The organism is Streptomyces sp. NPDC005070, from assembly GCF_053600395.1.
In genome coordinates, this window is record NZ_JBSFZS010000046.1 from 1 (window position 1) to 17,614 (window position 17,614).

14 protein-coding genes and 1 pseudogene are annotated in these 17,614 nt (G+C 70.5%); 9 read left to right on the top strand and 6 right to left on the bottom strand.

Annotated features, from left to right (window positions below; all coding sequences use genetic code 11):
* The 6 genes from ACWEBX_RS17740 to ACWEBX_RS17765 form a co-directional block, all read left to right on the top strand.
* Positions 1-395: hypothetical protein (locus tag ACWEBX_RS17740; RefSeq protein ID WP_451885762.1), on the top strand; the 395-nt coding region annotated here is incomplete at its 5' end.
* A complete protein-coding gene (iolE, locus tag ACWEBX_RS17745; RefSeq protein ID WP_451885763.1) occupies positions 392-1,306 on the top strand; it encodes a myo-inosose-2 dehydratase in 915 nt (304 codons plus the stop codon). The genes ACWEBX_RS17740 and iolE, both read left to right, overlap by 4 nt.
* Before the next feature lie 2 nt (positions 1,307-1,308).
* A complete protein-coding gene (locus ACWEBX_RS17750) occupies positions 1,309-2,304 on the top strand; it encodes a sugar phosphate isomerase/epimerase family protein (protein ID WP_451885809.1) in 996 nt (331 codons plus the stop codon).
* Between the two features lie 19 nt (positions 2,305-2,323).
* Complete coding sequence (locus ACWEBX_RS17755) at positions 2,324-3,151, top strand: MBL fold metallo-hydrolase (RefSeq protein ID WP_451885764.1); 828 nt, start codon at positions 2,324-2,326, stop codon at positions 3,149-3,151.
* A 19-nt stretch (positions 3,152-3,170) separates the two neighbouring features.
* A complete protein-coding gene (locus ACWEBX_RS17760) occupies positions 3,171-4,826 on the top strand; it encodes an alpha-keto acid decarboxylase family protein (protein WP_451885765.1) in 1,656 nt (551 codons plus the stop codon).
* Positions 4,827-4,896: 70 nt separating this feature from the next.
* The gene (locus tag ACWEBX_RS17765; protein WP_451885766.1) at positions 4,897-7,746 is read left to right on the top strand and encodes an NACHT domain-containing protein; all 2,850 of its coding nucleotides are present in this window, start codon (positions 4,897-4,899) and stop codon (positions 7,744-7,746) included.
* A 25-nt stretch (positions 7,747-7,771) separates the two neighbouring features.
* Here the strand turns inward: ACWEBX_RS17765 and ACWEBX_RS17770 are convergent, their stop codons facing one another.
* Entirely contained in the window at positions 7,772-8,896 is a 1,125-nt protein-coding gene (locus ACWEBX_RS17770; protein ID WP_451885767.1) for a PLP-dependent cysteine synthase family protein, read from the bottom strand.
* A 406-nt stretch (positions 8,897-9,302) separates the two neighbouring features.
* Between ACWEBX_RS17770 and ACWEBX_RS17775 the strand changes: the two genes are divergently transcribed.
* Together ACWEBX_RS17775 and ACWEBX_RS17780 are read left to right on the top strand one after the other, a co-directional pair.
* A complete protein-coding gene (locus ACWEBX_RS17775) occupies positions 9,303-9,626 on the top strand; it encodes a hypothetical protein (RefSeq protein ID WP_451885768.1) in 324 nt (107 codons plus the stop codon).
* A gap of 214 nt (positions 9,627-9,840) precedes the next feature.
* Positions 9,841-10,356, top strand: a complete 516-nt coding sequence (locus ACWEBX_RS17780) for an ATP-binding protein (protein ID WP_451885769.1) — start codon at positions 9,841-9,843, stop codon at positions 10,354-10,356.
* A 62-nt stretch (positions 10,357-10,418) separates the two neighbouring features.
* On the opposite strand, the pseudogene ACWEBX_RS17785 reads toward ACWEBX_RS17780, so the two are convergent.
* From ACWEBX_RS17785 to ACWEBX_RS17805, 5 genes and pseudogenes are all read right to left on the bottom strand, one after another.
* Positions 10,419-12,981: pseudogene (locus tag ACWEBX_RS17785) on the bottom strand (FtsX-like permease family protein).
* Positions 12,978-13,736 (bottom strand): ABC transporter ATP-binding protein, encoded by a 759-nt coding sequence (locus tag ACWEBX_RS17790; protein WP_451885770.1) that lies wholly within the window; start codon positions 13,734-13,736, stop codon positions 12,978-12,980. The pseudogene ACWEBX_RS17785 and the gene ACWEBX_RS17790 overlap by 4 nt, the downstream one beginning before the upstream one ends.
* On the bottom strand, positions 13,733-14,038 hold the full coding sequence (locus tag ACWEBX_RS17795; RefSeq protein WP_384783232.1) for an SHOCT domain-containing protein: 306 nt from the start codon (positions 14,036-14,038) through the stop codon (positions 13,733-13,735). The genes ACWEBX_RS17790 and ACWEBX_RS17795 overlap by 4 nt, the downstream gene beginning before the upstream one ends.
* A gap of 254 nt (positions 14,039-14,292) precedes the next feature.
* The gene (locus ACWEBX_RS17800; RefSeq protein WP_451885771.1) at positions 14,293-15,531 is read right to left on the bottom strand and encodes an ROK family protein; all 1,239 of its coding nucleotides are present in this window, start codon (positions 15,529-15,531) and stop codon (positions 14,293-14,295) included.
* Positions 15,532-15,612: 81 nt separating this feature from the next.
* A complete protein-coding gene (locus ACWEBX_RS17805) occupies positions 15,613-16,290 on the bottom strand; it encodes an alpha-ketoglutarate-dependent dioxygenase AlkB family protein (protein WP_451885810.1) in 678 nt (225 codons plus the stop codon).
* Between the two features lie 59 nt (positions 16,291-16,349).
* On the opposite strand from ACWEBX_RS17805, the gene ACWEBX_RS17810 reads away from it, so the two are divergent.
* The gene (locus tag ACWEBX_RS17810; RefSeq protein ID WP_451885772.1) at positions 16,350-17,504 is read left to right on the top strand and encodes a methyltransferase; all 1,155 of its coding nucleotides are present in this window, start codon (positions 16,350-16,352) and stop codon (positions 17,502-17,504) included.
* Positions 17,505-17,614 lie beyond the last annotated feature (110 nt).

Below are 17,614 nucleotides of genomic sequence, written 5' to 3' on the forward strand. Positions count from 1 at the left end.
AGATCGTCACCGCCCTCCTGGAGGCCCACAGGGCGGCCCGGGCCGACGCGGCCGGCGAGGCCGGAAGCCGCACCCGGGCCCCGCTCGACCGGGATCTGTTCGACCGGGCCCTGCGCCACCGGATCTTCGGCGACGACCGGCTCGGCCCCGTGGCCCGCAACGTGATCAAGCTCTGGTACGCCGGAATGTGGTACGCGCTGCCTGCCGAGTGGACCGACCGCTACGGGGCCAGGGCAGCGGGCGAGACCTCCACGGTCACCGCCGCCGCCTACCAGGAGGGGCTCCTGTGGCGGGCCATCGGGGCCAATCCCCCGGGTGCCAAGGCCCCCGGATACGGCTCCTGGGCTCAGCCGCCCCGCATCGCGGACCGCTACCTGAAGGGGGCGACGAGATGACGGACACACTCGAACGTCTCAGCCCGGACAAGGTGAAGCTCGGCGTCTGCTGCACCCTGTGGTGGAACGACGACTTCCCCGCCATCGACGCCGGCATCTCCTTCGGCCAGGCCGTGAGCGACATGGCGCTCGCCGGCTTCCAGGGCTGCAGCATCGGGCACAAGTACCCCTCGGACGCCGCCGAGCTCAAGGCCGCACTCGATCTCCGCGGCCTGAGTGTGTCCGAGCCCTGGACGAGCACGTACTTCACGATCGGCAGGATGCGGGAGAAGACGGTCGCCGCTTTCGAGGAGACGCTGACCCATATCAAGACCCTGGGCGGGACCGAGCTGGTCGTGGCCGAGTTCGGCGCCTCGTCCCACCTGCTGCCCGTGGACGTCTTCGCCAACCGCCCGGTCTTCACCGACTCCCAGTGGGACGCCTTGACTTCGGGCCTGAACGAGCTCGGCGGGATCGCCGCCTCGGCCGGGCTGAAGCTCAGCTATCACCACCACATGGGCACGGGCGTCATGACGCGGGCCGACATCGACCGGCTGATGGCCTCGACCGATCCGGAGCTGGTCCACCTGCTGCTCGACACCGGGCACATGGCCTTCGCCGGTGACGATCCGCTGGATCTGGCCCGGGACTACGCCGACCGCATCGGTCACGTCCACCTGAAGAGCGTCCGGCCCGAGGTCGTGAGCCGGGTGCGGGAAGAGGGCCTGTCGTTCCAGGAGGCCATCCAGCTCGGCGTCTTCACCGTGCCGGGAGACGGCGGGATCGACTTCCGGCCCATCCTCGAAGCGCTGGCCGCCGCCCACTACCAGGGGTGGCTGGTCGTGGAAGCGGAACAGGACCCGAACAAGGCCGTACCGCTCGAGTACGCCAAGAAGGCCCGTGCCTACCTCGCCGACATCCTGGGCTGGTGACCATGAACGCGACCATCGGACGAGACGTCTTCTTCAGCTTCTTCATGTTCACGGCTGATCTGCGACCACAGGACGCGCGGTACAGCCGCGTACTGATCGATCACTTGAAGGTCCTGACCGACATGGGCTACGACGGCTTCGACGTGCACATCGCCGCCCAGCCCGCGAGCGTCGATCACAAGCTCGAGGTCGACGGTTACGCCGGCCTCAGGAAGACATTCGAACGGGCGGGGCTGGGGGACGTGAAGTTCACCACCAACGTCGGGACCACACGCACCTTCGACCCGACGTCGCCCTACGAGGAGCAGCGCGCGCAGGCCCTGTCCTACCTCAAGTCGCGCGTCGACATCACACGCGTCCTGGGCGGCGACTCCATCATGTCCGGGCCGTTCATCTATCCCTACGGGGTCTTTCCCCTCACGGACACCGATGAGCCGATCTGGAGCGACGCCCTGCAGGACTGGATGAAGCCGCGCTACGACGCGGCGCGTTCCGTCTTCGAGGAACTGCTGGAGTACGCCGCGGCGCGCGAGGTGAGGCTCGCCGTCGAGCCCGTCAAGAGCTGGGAGACGCCGCCGCCCAACATGGTCTCGGAGGTACTGGACTTCCTCGAGGGCCTGGAGCACCCGCAGGGCGGCGTGACGATCGACACGGCGCAGGTCGTGATGGAGAGCCAGGGTCCGTCGGTCCTCAGGGAGAACGTCGGGCGGGCGACACGGCAGGACCGGCTCTACTACGTCCACATCTCCGCACCCGACCGGGGGGCGGTGAAGGACAGCTGGATTCCGTGGGACGTCCTCGCGCGCGAGATCGAGCCGGTGTACCGCGGGCCGTACCTGATCGAAGTGTTCAACGCGATCCCGCCGTTCGACGCTTCCATGCGCATGGCGCGCCGGCGTTTCTGGCGACCCGGCGAGGACGAGCCGGTGCCCGGCAGGGACAGCGCCTACGACGTGGCCGAGGCCGCGTTGGAGGAGCTGCGAGAGAAGACCGCCTAATCCCGGAAAGGGGACTCCCGTGCTGGCTCAGGTGTCGGATCCCATCACCATGGTCGTGAAGCAGACGGGCGACGTGCGTATTCACACGTTCGTCGCGTCCTTCACGGGCAGCAACATCGCGAACGCCACGCATGTCATCGAAACCAGGAACCAGCTCGTTCTCGTCGACGCGCAGTTTCTCGCCCCCTACGCGAGAGCCTTCAGGGACTACGCGGACAGCCTGGGCAAGCCGATCGAAAGGCTGTACCTCTCCCACCGTCATCCCGACCACTGGTTCGGTCTCGGGACCGCGTTCAGCGACGTCACGGTCCACGCGCTGTCCGAGACCATGACGTTCATCCACGACCATGGCGAGGACTCGAGAAGCGACCACTGGAAACTCGGTGACCTCGCCCCGGAGCGCGTCGTCGTTCCGGAACGGGTCGCCAGTGCCGGCGAGGACAAGATCGACGGGGTCAGGTACGTCTTCGACCGGGTGACGGACACCGAGATCGACTACCACCTCACCATCAGGCTTCCCGATCTGGGCGTGTACTTCACTCAGGATCTGCTCTACAGCGGCACCCATCTGTACCTGACGAAACACATGGACCACTGGATCCGGGTGCTGGGCGACATGCTGGTGTCGGACTACGAACTGTTCCTGCCGGGCCACGGTCTGCCGGCCGACAAGAACGAAGTCGCCCGCAACATCGAGTACCTTTCCGCCGCTCGGCAGGCGATCGGTGACGGGCTGACAGGCGACGCCTTCAAGAGCTTCATGCTGCAGCGGTATCCGGAGCGCAAGTGCCCGGGGATCTTCGACATCTACATGCCCCGGCTGTTCGGCAGCGCGAGCGACTACTGACCACGGAGGTGCTTCAACCATGAACGAGAGTTGCACTGTAGGGCGTTACCTGGTGGACCGGCTCCGCGAACTGGGGCTGGAGCACCTGTTCGCCATCGCGGGAGACTACTCGATCGAATGGCTGAACCGGTACGTCGCGCCGAGCGGCACGAAGATCATCGAGGAAGTCAACGAGGTGAACGCCGGTTACGCGGCGGACGGCTACGCGAGGCTGAGGGGAATCGGCGCCCTCTGCGTCACCTACTCCGCGGGCGCCCTCTGCGCCGTGAACGCGGTCGCCGGCGCCTATGTCGAGAAAGTGCCACTCGTGCTGATCAACGGCACACCGAGCGTCAAGAAGACCATCACCTTCGAGCAGACCGGCTTCAGCGCGCATCACTTCATCAGCGGACGGGAAACGGATCTCCAGTCGTTCGAGCACCTGACGGTGGCGGCCATCCGGATCGACAATCCGGACCTCGCGCCGACGCTGATCGACTACGCCTTGACCCGGTGCATCAGCGAACGGCGCCCGATCTACATCGAACTGCTCCAGGACATGGTCGACTTGGAGTGCCGGCCGCCGGAGGGCGTACTGAAGCCGGTCAGGGTCCTGTCGGACGAGACCAGCCTGGAACAGTCGGTCGCTCAGATCTGCGCGAAGCTCGAAAGCGCCGAGAGTCCTCTCATCTGGCTCGGTGTGGAGATCGACCGTCTCGGCCTTCAGGACAAGGCCATGCGTCTGATCCAGCAACTGAACGTCCCGTTCGTCACGGAACTCCTCAGCAAGGCCGTCCTGTCCGAGGACGACGCCCTGTTCGCCGGCGTGCTGGACGGCCAGGCGTCGTCGAAGGTCGTGACGGATCTGGCCGCCACGTCCGACTTCGTCCTGGCGCTCGGCGTATGGCTGACGGACATCAACTCGTTGGGCTGGGACCCGGACTACGACAAGACCGCGTTCGCGTCGTTCGACGCGGTCAAGTTCGGAACCTACTTCGGCGGGCAGGTCGCGTTGGAGCACCTGATCGACGGCATTCTGGCGGAGAAGATCGCGCCCAAGGAGCGGAAACTGCCGGAGATCCCGGCGCGCAGCGCGCCGACGATGGAGAAGGCCGATGTCATCACTTACCAGGGGTTCTACGACTACATCCAGCGGTACGTCGACAGGAACACCATCGTCGGTGCCGACGCGAGCATGAACTACTTCGGAAGCCTGCTGCTCGACGTGCCCAGTCCCGGCGGATTCGTCGTCCAGTCGTCCTACTCGTCGATCGGCTACAGCGCGCCGGCCGCGACGGGTATCTGCCTGGCGAAGCGTCCCGACCAGAGGGTCCTGGTCTTCTCGGGTGACGGCGGCTTCCAGATGACGGCCCAATGCCTCTCGACCCAGACCCGGCTGGGGCTCGATCCGATCGTCTTCGTCATCGACAACGGCGTCTACGCCGTGGAGCAGTGGCTCGCCGACGCGGCGGTGTTCCACTCCGACGAACCGTTCTACAAGCCCTGCGAGCTGCACCGGTGGAACTACAGCACGCTGGCGGAGGTCTTCGGCTGCCGGGGATGGGAAGTCGGCACGTACGGCGAACTGGAGGATGCCGTGACGGGTGCGCTGGAGTACTCGAGCGGTCCGTCCATCATTCAGGTACGCGTGCCTGAGAAGACGATCCCGGACAACGCGAACTGGAAAGCCCGGTAGCAGGACTCCTCGCGCGGACGGCGAGGCGTGACGGGGACGTGTGATGCGGTGGTGGCGGCATGGTATTTGGATGGGTGCGGTCGCGCTCACAGGGACCGTGCTCTGCGTGGCGTTCTCCAACGGCGATCTCGGCAAGACCTCGGTCCTGACCGCCGTTCTCGGTTTCGGGTTCTCCCTCTTCGGGCTCTCGGTCAATCTGTGGAAGAGCGCTCCGCAGGGCGAGGAGGCGAACGAGGGCTCGGCTCCCTCCCGGGAGCGATTGGAGCAGTGGGCCGAGCGGCTGTCGGGCGCGGTGGAGGAGCAGTGGCGGGCGGAGTGGCGGCTGCGCCGGCTCCAGGACCCCTACCCGCTGGAGGTGCGCTGGTCGCCCGCCGAAGCGTGGCTGGTCGACGCTCCGGGCGAGGTCGGTCCCGTCGTGACGGAAGGTGACCGGCTCGAGGACATCTCCAGCGTCCTGGAAGCCGTCCCGTCCCGGCGGCTGGTGGTGCTCGGTGAACCGGGAAGCGGCAAGACCATGCTGGCCGTGGGGTTCATCCTGGACCGGCTCGCCCGATGGCAGCCCGGCGATCGCGTCCCGGTGCTTTTCCCCCTGTCGAGCTGGCAGCCCGAGCAGAAGAGTCTGCGGGGCTGGATGGCCGCCCATCTGGCCGCGACCCATCCGGGCGCCTCCTGGGCCGACAAGCTGCTGCGAGCCGGGCTCGTACTGCCTGTTTTCGACGGGTTGGACGAGATGCCGCAGGCATCGTGGGCAACGGCTCTGCGGCGGCTCAACACGGAACTCGACTCGGGTGAGCCGGTTCTGGTGACGTGCCGTACGGAGGCGTACGCGAAGGCGGTGGAGACGAGCGACGTGTTCACCGCCGCGGCGGTCATCGAACTGCGGCCTCTGACGTTCGAGACCGTGGGCTCCTATCTGGCGCGCACCGGCCGGCCCGTACGCGGAGAGGGCGGAGAGCGCGCCACGCGCTGGGATCCGGTGCTCGCGGAGTTTCGCCGGCATCCGGACGATCCCGTCGCCCGTACGGTGCGCTCGGCCCTCAGCACACCGCTGATGGTGGCCATGGCGCGGGCCGCCTACGGCGACACCGGCCGGGACCCCACCGAACTGCTCGACGGCCGGTTCGCCGATCCGGACGTCCTGGAACGGCATCTGCTGGACAGTTTCGTCCCGGCCGCGTTCGCGGACAGCCCACGCGCCGAGGAGGCCGGCGCCTGGCTGGGCGAACTCGCCGCTCAGCTACAGCGGCAGACCACCCGGCAGCTCGCCTGGTGGCGGCTGCGCCGCGCGCTGCCGTGGCCGCTGCGCACGCTGGGCCCGATCCTGCTCCTCGGATGCGTGGCGCTCGTGCTCGGCGTGGCCTGGATCCCCGTCGCCGGACTCAAGGCGCCCGCGATGATGTGCGGGTTCATTCTCGGAGTGGGGCTGGGCTACACCGTGCTCGGGGCGTGGATCTCGACCCGTCGGCGGACGGCGGAATGGTCGGCGCGGGTGATCGTCACCGCCGTGCTGGCGGGGGTTCTGGTCGGGTCGGTCGCCAGCACCAGCCTGGACTGGACCACCTCCCTGCCCAACGCGAACGTCGGCCCGACGTGGCTCGGCGCGGCCGCGTTCGCCATGGCGTTCGGACTCACCACGGCCATCGCGCTGGGGGTACTGGGGATCATCGGGGAGCCGCTTCCCTCCTATGCGGCTTTCGGTGGGCGGGGGTCGGTCAGAGCCGTCGTGGTCGTGTTCATGTCCGCGGTGATCGGCTTCTTCCTCCCGCAGCTGTTCGTCGTTCCGCCGTGGGTACCGCCCACGACGGCGATAGCGGCCGGCGCCCTGGTGGCCATGGGACTGCGCAACTGGCAGGGCGGCACCGCCCGCGGGGCGACGTCCCCCCGTCCCCAGCGTGCTCGCGGACACTTCCGGACGGCCCTGGTCCGCGGGCTCAGAACCGGTCTCCTGACCGGTCTGGCCCTGGGCGCGGCGTTCGGTGTCACGACCGCCACCGTGGCCGGCGCCCGGGCCACCGTGTCGGCGGACTTCCCCGCCGGCGTGGTGCACCACCTCACGGACGGCACGCGCTATGTCGTCACGGCGGACGGCTGGGTCCACGGCGTACGCCCCAACGACGACCGCTATCTGCGCACACCCGAGCCGGTCGACGGCGTCGTCGAGGTGCACGCCGACGGCACGGCGTACGCGTCCCCCGCCGGGACAGCGCGCCAGGACTGCTCGGGTTCCGTGCGCTGCACCCCCTTCCACGGTCGCATAGAGCTGGAGCTGCGCGCTTCCCGGACCAACCCGCAGGTCAGACTGCCGAGCGGGGCGTACGTGGAGGATTCCGCGTTCCAGACCGAGGTACCCGGCCGTTCGTACGACTGGCTGTTCGCGGCACCGCCGAGCGTGCTCTTCGGCAGCTATCTGAGTCTGGGGCTGACCGCCGGCCTGGGCCTCGGTCTGGTCAGCGGACTGGCGGCCGGCTTCCACGCGTGGATGGTCTCGCCGATCGACACCGCGCGAGCCGCCGGACCCCAGGCCACGTTGCGGTTCGACCGGGTCGCCGCCATCACGCGGGGCGTCACGCTGGTGGCGTTCGGCGTCGTCGCCGCGGTACTCGCGTCGGTGACCCTGGCCCGGACGTCCGGGACATCCGATTCCTTCGGCCTCGTCCTCCTGACCTGGCTGCTCGTCGGCCCCTTCTCCGTGTTCATCAGCGCTTGGGGCTGGCTCCTCGTGACCCGTCTGTGGCTGTGCGGCAACGGGCGGCTGCCCTGGCGTCTGATGGCGTTCCTGGAGGAGGCGCACCAGCGCGGTGTGCTGCGTCAGGCGGGAGCGGCCTACGAGTTCCGGCATGCCCGGCTCCAGGAACACCTGGCGTCGTCCGCGGCGACGCCCGCGCCGGACCCTCTCTGGCCGAACGGCGGCCGGACATAAGGGTGTTCACCGCGCCCGACCCGGGTCAGGCCGGCCAGACGCCCGTCTCCAGCAGGGAGTTGATCGCCGTCATGTACGGCGCGATGTCCAGGCCCTGTTCGGCCAGCCACGTGTCCGAGTAGTACTTGTCGAGATAGCGGTCACCGGGGTCGCAGAGCAGCGTCACCACGCTTCCCGTGCGCCCCTCGGCCACCATCTCGGCGACGATCTTCAGGGAGCTCCACAGGCCGGTGCCGGTCGAGCCGCCCGCCTTGCGGCCGATGGCCTGCTCCAGGGCGCGTACCGCGGCGATGCTCGCGGCGTCCGGCACCTTCATCATGCGGTCGATGGCCCCGGGCACGAAGCTCGGCTCGACGCGCGGTCTGCCGATGCCCTCGATGCGCGAGCCGCGGTCGCAGGTGACGTCCGGATCGCCGGTGGTCCAGCCCTCGAAGAAGCAGGAGTTGTCCGGGTCGGCCACACAGATGCGGGTGTCCGCCTGCATGTAGTGGACATAGCGGGCGAGGGTCGCCGAGGTGCCGCCGGTGCCGGCCGTGGCGACGATCCAGGTGGGTTCCGGGAATCGCTCGAGGGCCAGTTGGCGGAAAATGGACTCGGCGATGTTGTTGTTCCCGCGCCAGTCCGTGGCCCTTTCCGCGTAGGTGAACTGATCCATGTAGTGGCCGCCGGTCTCGGCCGCGAGAGCGACGGACTCCTCGTAGATCTTGCGCGAGTCGTCCACGAAGTGGCACTGCCCGCCGTGGAATTCGATCAGCCGGCATTTCTCGGCGCTCGTCGTGCGCGGCATGACGGCGATGAAGGGCACCCCGACGAGCCCCGCGAAATAGGCCTCGGACACGGCCGTCGAGCCGCTGGACGCCTCGATCACCGGGCGGCCCGGCCGGATCCAGCCGTTGCACAGGCCGTACAGGAAGAGCGAGCGGGCCAGGCGGTGCTTGAGGCTGCCCGTGGGGTGGGTCGACTCGTCCTTCAGATACAGGTCGACACCCCACTCCTCGGGGAGCGGGAAGCGGAGCAGATGCGTGTCCGCGGAGCGATTCGCGTCCGCCTGGACCTTGCGCACGGCTTCTTTGAGCCAGCTCCGGTACTCCGCGTCGCTCCGGTCGACGTCGAGGGTCTCACCGGTCCTGATCGGCTGGGCAGTGCTCACGGGAAGGCTCCTAACGCGCGGCGCGCCGACACCGCTTCGACTGGTCGGACGCTTCGATCATAGGCACCTTCCACACGCTTCTCACCTGCATAAACACACCTTTGGGCAGCCCAAAGACGCCCCTGGGGGAGGCGGGGAATCCGCATCCGGGAATCATCGGATCCCCGGATCCGGATCCATCGGATCCCGGATGCGGATCCATCGGATCCCGGTTCCGGGCCCATCGGATCCCCTTCAGGGGGCGCATCCCGGCCTTTGCTCCCGTCACCACGACCACCTCGCCATACGCACTGGTGCTCGTCGCCACCTGCGGGCAGACTGCACCGCGCGGGGCGGTCGTCCCCGACGCGGATGCACACTGGGTCACGACAGGGCACAGCCGGAGCGCACAAGGGGGCGGAGCACCATGGCGGAGCCGGAGTTCACGGCCACGGGCGTGCGGATCGGGAAGAGGCTGCGTTCGCTCACCCGGGCCGGACAGGTCCGGATCAGCGAGGGCAGGCTGGAACTGCTCACCAGCTACGGCAGCGAGATCGACAGCGCGCCGGTGCAGGCGGTGCGCGCCTCGAAACCCTGGTTCGCTCACGAGGACCGGGCGTTGGCGGATGTCAACGGCACGCGGTACTCGCTCACGCTCGGCGAGAGCGATCCGGCACCCGGCCGGCCCGGGCCCCCGTCGGCGCGCCGCTTCATCGAGGCGGTCCGCAAGGCGGCCGGACGCAGCGGCTGAGGTGCGCCGACCGCGCCCGCCCCACCCTCTGGAGCACCGCGAGTTGCGGGACCGTGTCCCCTGAGTCACTCTGATGTCACATCACTCTGGGTTTACCGGCGATAACGCTGCGAACCAGCCCGCCGGTCATCACAGCAGGCGGCCGTTCGACTCAGCCACTCTGCTGGATCCGATCTCCGCCTTCTTCCGGACCTCAATTCGGGGAGTCGCAGCCGTGATCAGCCAGCCAAGCAGGCATTGCACGGTGGAGCTCCAAGCCCTGCCGTCGCGGATCGGCCAGGTCCGCAGAATCGTCTCTGCGCAGTTGCGCTACTGGCATCTTGACCCCTTGATAGACCGGGCCGCGCTCGGCGTGACCGAGCTGCTGTCGAATGTCCACCGGCACGCCCAGCCGGACAAACTCTGCACCGTGGAGATCGAGCTGCTGCTCGACCGGCTCACGGTCTCGGTGCACGACCACGACCCCCGGCTTCCCGTGGTACGCGAGGCCGACCCCGGCTCCACCTGCGGACGCGGCCTCGCCATGGTCGCGGCGGTGAGCGAGAGCTGGGGTGTGCGCCCCGACGGCGAGTCGGGCAAGGTCGTGTGGTTCACCCTTCCGGCCTCCACCCCCGTGGTGACGGCCTCACTGCGTCCGCCGTACGAGACCACCGCCGAGGTCACCCTCCGGCACACCGTCGACGTGCTCAGGCCGGAACACGCTCCCGCCCGGTCGGCCGTTGCCGGCTGACCGGGCGGTGATCCCCCTCCCGTACGCCGTTCGCTCACGGACGTCGTACGGCACCGGGTGGCTCACTCCGTGGCGATGGCCCGCAGCACGTCGAGGCGGGCCGCCCGCCGCGCCGGACGCAGTCCCGCGAGGGCCCCGGCGGCGAGACCCACCAGCGCCACCACCGCGAGGCGCGCCGGCGGGATCGCGAAGGCGAAGGCGCTGTCCGACGCCCCGTCGGACGCCTCGACCAGCACCCAGCCGAGGAAGGCACCGAGGGCGAGGCCGCCCGCCGTGCCGAACGCGGCGACGAGGACCGACTCCCAGCGGACCATGGCACGCAGCTGCGACCGGGTCTGTCCGACGGCCCGCAGCAGACCGAGTTCCCGTGTGCGTTCGTGGATCGCCAGCGTGAGGGTGTTGGCGATGCCGAGCAGCGCGATGAGCACCGCGAGCGCGAGCAGCGCGTAGACCAGGGTCAGCATCATGTCGATGCCGGACGCCGAGGACTGCGCGTACTCCTCCCGGGTCTGCACCTCGGGACTGCCGTACCGCTCGGCCACCTTCCGCACCGCCGCCTTGCCGTCGGCCGTGCTCACACCGTCCTTGAAGGAGACGGCGACGAGCGTGTCGGCGTCCTGGGTGCGGTGCGGGGCCCATGCGGCGCGGCTGATGACGTAGTCGCCCGCGAGCTCCGAACGGCCGTAGACGGCACGGACGGTGAAGTTCACCCGCTGTCCGTCGGTGAAGGTGAGACGGGCGGTGTCGCCGGTCGTCAGGTGCTGTCTGCCGGCCTCCGCGCGGGTGATCGCGATGCCGTCGGCGCCGAGGCCGTTCAGCGAGCCCCGCACGTGTCCGAGGTCGAAGACCTTGCCGAGCGTGACCGGATCGGTGACCGTCAGCGCGCGGCCCTGACCGTTGACCTCGGCGACTCCCTTGCCCAGCCCCACGGCGTACGCGACCGCCGGCCGGCGCGCGAGGGCGGGGGCCAGTTCCGGGCTGAGTCCGCTGCCGCCCGCTCCGAACGACGGTGTGCTGACGGCGACATCACCGGCGAAGGACCGCGAGACCGTCTGGTCCATGGTGGCCTTGAGCGAGGCGCCGAAGACCGTGAACAGCGAGACGACGGCGACGCCGATCATCAGGGCGCCCGCGGTGGCGGCGGTCCGCCGGGGGCTGCGCAGCGCGTTGCGCCGGGCGAGTCCGCCCGTGACGCCGCGCAGCCCGGCGAGCGGCGCGCCGAGGACCCGTACGACCGCCGAGGACGCGACCGGTCCGAGGACGACGAAGGCGGCGAGGGCCAGCACGGCGCCGAGCCCCGCGAGCCACAGCGACGGGGTGAGCAGGACACCGGTCAGGGTGACGGCCACCGCCAGGACCGCCAGTGCCCCGCCCGCCGTCGCCCGGGCACGCGAGGCACCGGACTCGTCGACCGCCGTCTCCCGCAGGGCGGCGAGCGGAGCGGTCCGTCCGGCACGGGCGGCGGGCAGCAGGGCGGACCCGAGACAGACGACGACGCCGACGACCAGCGGCAGCAGCATGGACAGGCCGCTGATCACCAGACCGCCGTCGGGGAAGGGAAAGCCGATGGCCGGGAAGAGGGCCTGGAGTCCGGCCGCGATCCCGATGCCGCCGGCGATCCCCGCGGCCGAGGCGGCCACGGCGACGGCGCTCGCCTCGGCCAGGGTCGACGCGGTGACCTGCCGGCGCGAGGCACCGAGGGCGCGCAGCAGCGCGTTCTCACGGGTGCGCTGGGCGACGACGATCGCGAAGGTGTTGTGGATGGAGAAGGTCGCCACCAGGAGCGCGATGCCGGAGAAGACGAGCAGGAGCGCGGTGAAGAGGGTGAGGAACTGGCTGGAGACCATGTCGGTGTTCTCCTGCGCGGACTCCTGTCCCGTGATGGCCTCGACTCCCTCGGGGAGTACGGGAGTCAGAGCGGAGACGAGTTCGTCCTGACCGACTCCCGGGCCTGCGCGCACGCGGATGCTCGCGGCCTCGCCGGGCTTCGCGGTCAGATATCTCTCCGCGTCGGCCTGCGTCATGCCGGTGAACGTCACCTGGGCCATGCCGTCCTCGCCGCCGAAGGTCGCGAGGCCGACGATGGTCACCCGGACGGGGTCGGGTGTGCGCAGGACCGTCGTGTCGCCGATCCTCAGGTGGCCCTTCTTCGCGGCCCCGCGGTTGACGACGACCTCGCCGGACCTCGCGGGGGCGCGGCCTTCGGCGAGCCGGTACGCGTTGAGCTTCGGGTCGTCGATCCAGTTGCCGGCGAGGGTGGGCGGGCCCTGTCCGCCGATGGGCTCGCGGTCGGAGCCGATGAGCTGGCCCGCGCCCTGGATGTCGGGCGCCGCGGCGGCGACACCGGGGACCCGCTCGATCGTGCCGACCAGATCGGTGCCGACGGGCGCGCGGACGCCCTGGCTCTCCCCCGGGCGTCGTGATGACGTCGGCGCTGCGGACGACGGCGTCGGTTCCCTTGGTCGCGTTGCCGAACATCGTGTCGAACCCGGCGCGCAGGGTGTCCCCCATGACGAGGGTGCCGGCCAGGAAGGCGACGCCGAGGAACACGGCGAAGAACGTCCCGGCGAAGCGGCGCTTGTGCCCGCGCAGCGACGAGAGGCTGAGGCGCAGTACGGCGTTCATACGGGCGCGCCTTTGCCGTCGAAGGCCTTCATGCGGTCGAGGACCCTGTCGGCCGTCGGGTTCTCCATCCGGTCCACGAGGCGTCCGTCGGCGAGGAAGACCACCTCGTCGGCGTGCGCGGCGGCGACCGGGTCGTGGGTGACCATCACGACCGTACGGTCCATCCGGCGCACCGCCCGGCCGAGCAGGTCGAGGACGTCCCGGCCGGAACGGGAGTCGAGGTTGCCGGTGGGTTCGTCGGCGAAGACGACGTCGGGTTGTGAGGCGAACGCCCGTGCCACGGCGACGCGTTGCTGCTGTCCGCCGGACAGTTCGCTCGGCCGGTGGTGGAGCCGGTCGCGCAGACCGACGACGTCGACGAGGGCGTCGGTCCACGCGCGGGAGCCCTTGGTGCCGGCGAGGTCCATGGGCAGGGCGATGTTCTCGGCGACGGTGAGCGTCGGGATCAGGTTGAACGCCTGGAAGACGAAGCCGATCCGGTCGCGGCGGAGCAGGGTCAGCCGGCGGTCGTCGAGGGCGCCGAGCTCGGTGTCGCCGATGTACGCGGCTCCCGAGGTGAGGGTGTCGAGACCGGCCGCGCAGTGCATGAGGGTGGACTTGCCGGAGCCCGAGGGCCCCATGATCGCGGTGAAGCGGCCGGCCGGGAAGCCCACGCTCACCCCGTCCAGGGCCCGGACGGCGGTGTCGCCGCCGCCGTACACCTTCACGGCGTCGACGACACGGGCGGCGTCCGGGCGGACGGTCGAGGTGGTCATGCCGCACCGCCCTTGCCCGTGCGTCCGAACTGCTCGTCGAGGACGGACAGCCGGCGCCAGTACTCGTCCTCGTCGATCTCCCCGGAGGCGAAGCGGCGGCCGAGCACGGCGATCGGCGCGTCACCGGCCGGCAGGGACCCGCCGGGACCGAAGCCGCCCGTCGCCCGCCAGGGGCCACGGCCCGATCGCCAGGCGGTGCGCCGCAGCACCGTCACGACGCCGATCACGACGGCCGCCCAGATCAGCGGGAAGAACAGGATCCACGGGCCGGGACCGCCGTCCCAGTGCGCCAGGGTCTGCATCTCGAGTCATCTCCTCGGTGGAACCACGCGTCTGCGCGGGATCTCTTGGTGATGTTTCGAGACTCGCTCCGCGAGGGGGTCCGCGTCGTCGTACGGCCAGCGGCCGTGCGCGTACCTCCCCGGGAGTACGGCGGGCCCGGCGGGCTGCTTCGCGCGTCGGCTCCCCGGGAGTACGCCGGGCTCGCCGGGCTGCTTCGCGCGTCGGCTCCCCGGGCCGATCGGGCACGCTCGGCGTCCCCCGGCGCTCCCGAGGGTCAGACGGGCAGCGCCGTCAGCGGGTCGTCCAGCACCGGCTGCCAGGCCAACTCGGCCGCGCCGACCAGGCTGTTGTGGTCCAGCGTGCAGGCGAGGATCGGTACCCCGCCGCTCCGTCCCCACAGGCTGCGGTCGGCGACGACGGCGCGCAGCCGGTCGGGGTCGGCGTCCAGCAGGGTGCGGTGCAGTCCGCCGAGGATGATGCGGTCCGGATTGAGAATGTTGACGAGACCCGCGAGGCCGAGGCCCAGACGGTCGATCATCGCCTCGATCGCTGTACGGACGGCCGGATCGGCGCTCTCGTCGCGGATCAGCTCGTTGGACTGCTGGAGCAGCGACACCTCGGGTCCGGGGGCCCGGCCGGCCGCGGTGAGGAAGGCCAGCGGGTCGGCCTCGACATCGAGACAGCCGCGGCTTCCGCAGTGACAGGGGCGGCCCTCGGGGTTGACCGTGAGATGGCCGACTTCGAGGGCGAGTCCCGAACTGCCGGTGTGCAGACGCCCGTCGAGCACCAGGGCACCGCCGACGCCCCGGTGTCCGGTGGCCACGCACAGCAGATCGCGGGCGCCCCGGCCCGCTCCGTGCCGGTGCTCCGCGAGGGCGGCGAGGTTGACGTCGTTGGCGGCGAACGCCGGCCCTTCGATCCCGGCGGCGCGCACCCGCTCGGCGAAGATCTCCCGTACGGCGGCGCCGGCGGGCCAGGCCAGGTGCAGGGGGTTGAGCGCGAGCCCTTCGGGTTCGGTGACGGCCGACGGCACGGCGAGCCCGGCGCCCACACAGCGGCGCCCGGTCTCACGGAGCAGTTCGGCGCCCGCGTCGACGACCGAGCCGAGCACCTTCGCCGGATCGGCGTCCACGGTCTCGCAGCCGGGGGCGGTCGCGACGATCCGGCCGCCGAGGCCGACCAGCGCGGCGCGGAACCCGTCGGCGTGCACCTGCGCGGCCAGCGCGACGGGCCCGTCGTCGGCGAGCTCCAGCCGGTGCGAGGGCCGCCCCTGCGAACCGGCGGCGGCACCGGGCCGCGCGTCGACCCGGATCAGTCCCAGCGCCTCCAGCTCGGCGGCCACCGCGCCCGCGGTCGCCCGGGTGACGCCCAGCTCGGCGGTGAGCACGGCACGCGTCGGCGCGCGCCCGGTGTGCACAAGTTCCAGCGCCGGTCCGAGTGCTCCGCGCCCCCGGTCGAGCCGTGTCCGTGTACTGCCATCCCCCGCCGTCCGGGGGGCCGCCTTGCCGTTCATGAGGGCGAGTCTCCCATGATCCGCTCCCGCGGGGCCCGCCCGGTCGCGGCGGCCGCCGCACCGCCACGACGGCGTCCGCGGCTATCGGGCGGGCTCCGGCGGGAAGCCGCTCGCCCGGATCGTGAGGTTCAGCCGCCCGGTCAGACCCAACTCGGGGGGAGCCGTGCCCGCGTACACCTTCGGCACTCCGTGGTACGCGAGCCGTGACGGGCCGCCGAACACGAAGAGGTCGCCGCTGCGCAGCTCGACGTCGGTGTACGGCCGCGTCCGGGACTCCGTGTTGCCGAAACGGAAGACACAGGTGTCGCCCAGGCTCAGCGACACGACCGAGGCGTCGCACGATTCGTCGCTGTCGCGGTGCATGCCCATCCGGGCCTCGGCGTCGTAGAAGTTGATCAGCGCGATGTCGTACTCGGCGGACGGATCCGCGCCGGGAGCACCGGGGCCGAGGGCGTCCGTGACCGCCTCGCGGGCCAGCTCGCCGAGGGGGCCGGGGAAGGGCTTCACCGGCGAACCGTCGCCGTCGACCACGGTCCGCGCGTAGCCGTACGGGTACCAGTGCCAGCCCAGACAGACCTGCCGCGCGGTCATCGTGCCGCCGCCGGGGGTGCGGACGGTACGCAGGCCCGCCGGCGGACGGGCCCACCCGCGACAGGCTTCCAGCAGGTGCCGCTGACGTCCGGCGTCCAGCCAGTCCGGGAGGTGCACGGCGCCGGGCGCGATCTCCGTCCTGCCACGCGGGAACAGCTCCGCGTCCATCGACATGCCCCCATCCTCGCGCACGTCACACGGTCCCGGTCCCTTAGCCTGGACCCACCATGAACGACCGGATGACGACACCCTGGGGCGAGTACGAACTCGCTCGCTTTCCCGAGGACCCGCGCGACCGGCTGCGTGCCTGGGACGCCGCCGACACCTATCTGCTGCGGCATCTCGCGGAGAGCGGCACCCCGCTGACGGGTTCGGTCGTCGTCCTCGGCGACCGGTGGGGCGCCCTCACCACCGCGTTGTCGGCGCGGCGGCCGACGCTGATCACCGACTCGCACCTGGCCTGGGAGTCGACCCGCGCCAACCTCGCGCGGGCCGACGCCGAGGAGTCCGCGGTCCGTCTCCTCACGACCCAGGACCCGCCTCCCGAGCGGATCGACGTACTGCTCGTGCGGGTGCCGAAGAGCCTCGCCCTGCTGGAGGACCAGCTTCACCGGCTGGCGCCCGGGGTGCACGAGCAGACGGTCGTCATCGGCACCGGGATGGTCAAGGAGATCCACACCTCGACGCTGCACCTCTTCGAGCGGATCCTCGGTCCGACCCGTACGTCGCTGGCCGAGAAGAAGGCCCGCCTGATCTTCTGCACACCGCTCCAGGGGATCGCCCGGAAGGCCAACCCCTGGCCGTACCGCTACGAGCTGCCCGACGACGTCGGCCCGGTCTCCGGCCGCACGGTCGTCAACCACGCGGGTGTCTTCTGCGCCGACCGCCTCGACGTCGGCACCCGCTTCTTCCTGGGGCACCTGCCGCGCAGCCGGGGCGCCGAGCGGGTCGTGGACCTGGGCTGCGGCAACGGCGTGCTCGGTACGGCCGTGGCGCTCGCCAATCCCGAGGCCGAGGTGCTGTTCGCCGACGAGTCGTACCAGGCGGTGGCCTCGGCGGAGGCGACCTACCGGGCGAACGCCGGCGGGAAGGCCGAGTTCCGTGTCGCCGACGGGCTGGAGGGCGTGTCGTCCGGGAGTGTCGACCTCGTCCTGAACAATCCCCCGTTCCACTCCCATCAGGCGATGACGGACACGACCGCCTGGCGGATGTTCGCGGACGCCCGGCGCGCACTGCGGCCGGGCGGCGAGCTGTGGGTGATCGGCAATCGCCATCTCGGCTACCACCTGAAGCTGCGCCGGCTCTTCGGCAACAGTGAACTGGTCGCGGGCGACGCCAAATTCGTGATTCTCCGGGCCGTGAAGAAGGATGCCGGGCAGTAGGCCGGCCGGCGCCGACCGACCCGGGAGAGATGCCCGCGCTCCTCGCCAAGGGCACATTCCGCTCACTTTTTGATCACCCCTGGACAGTCGCGCGTACGACCGTAGAGTGA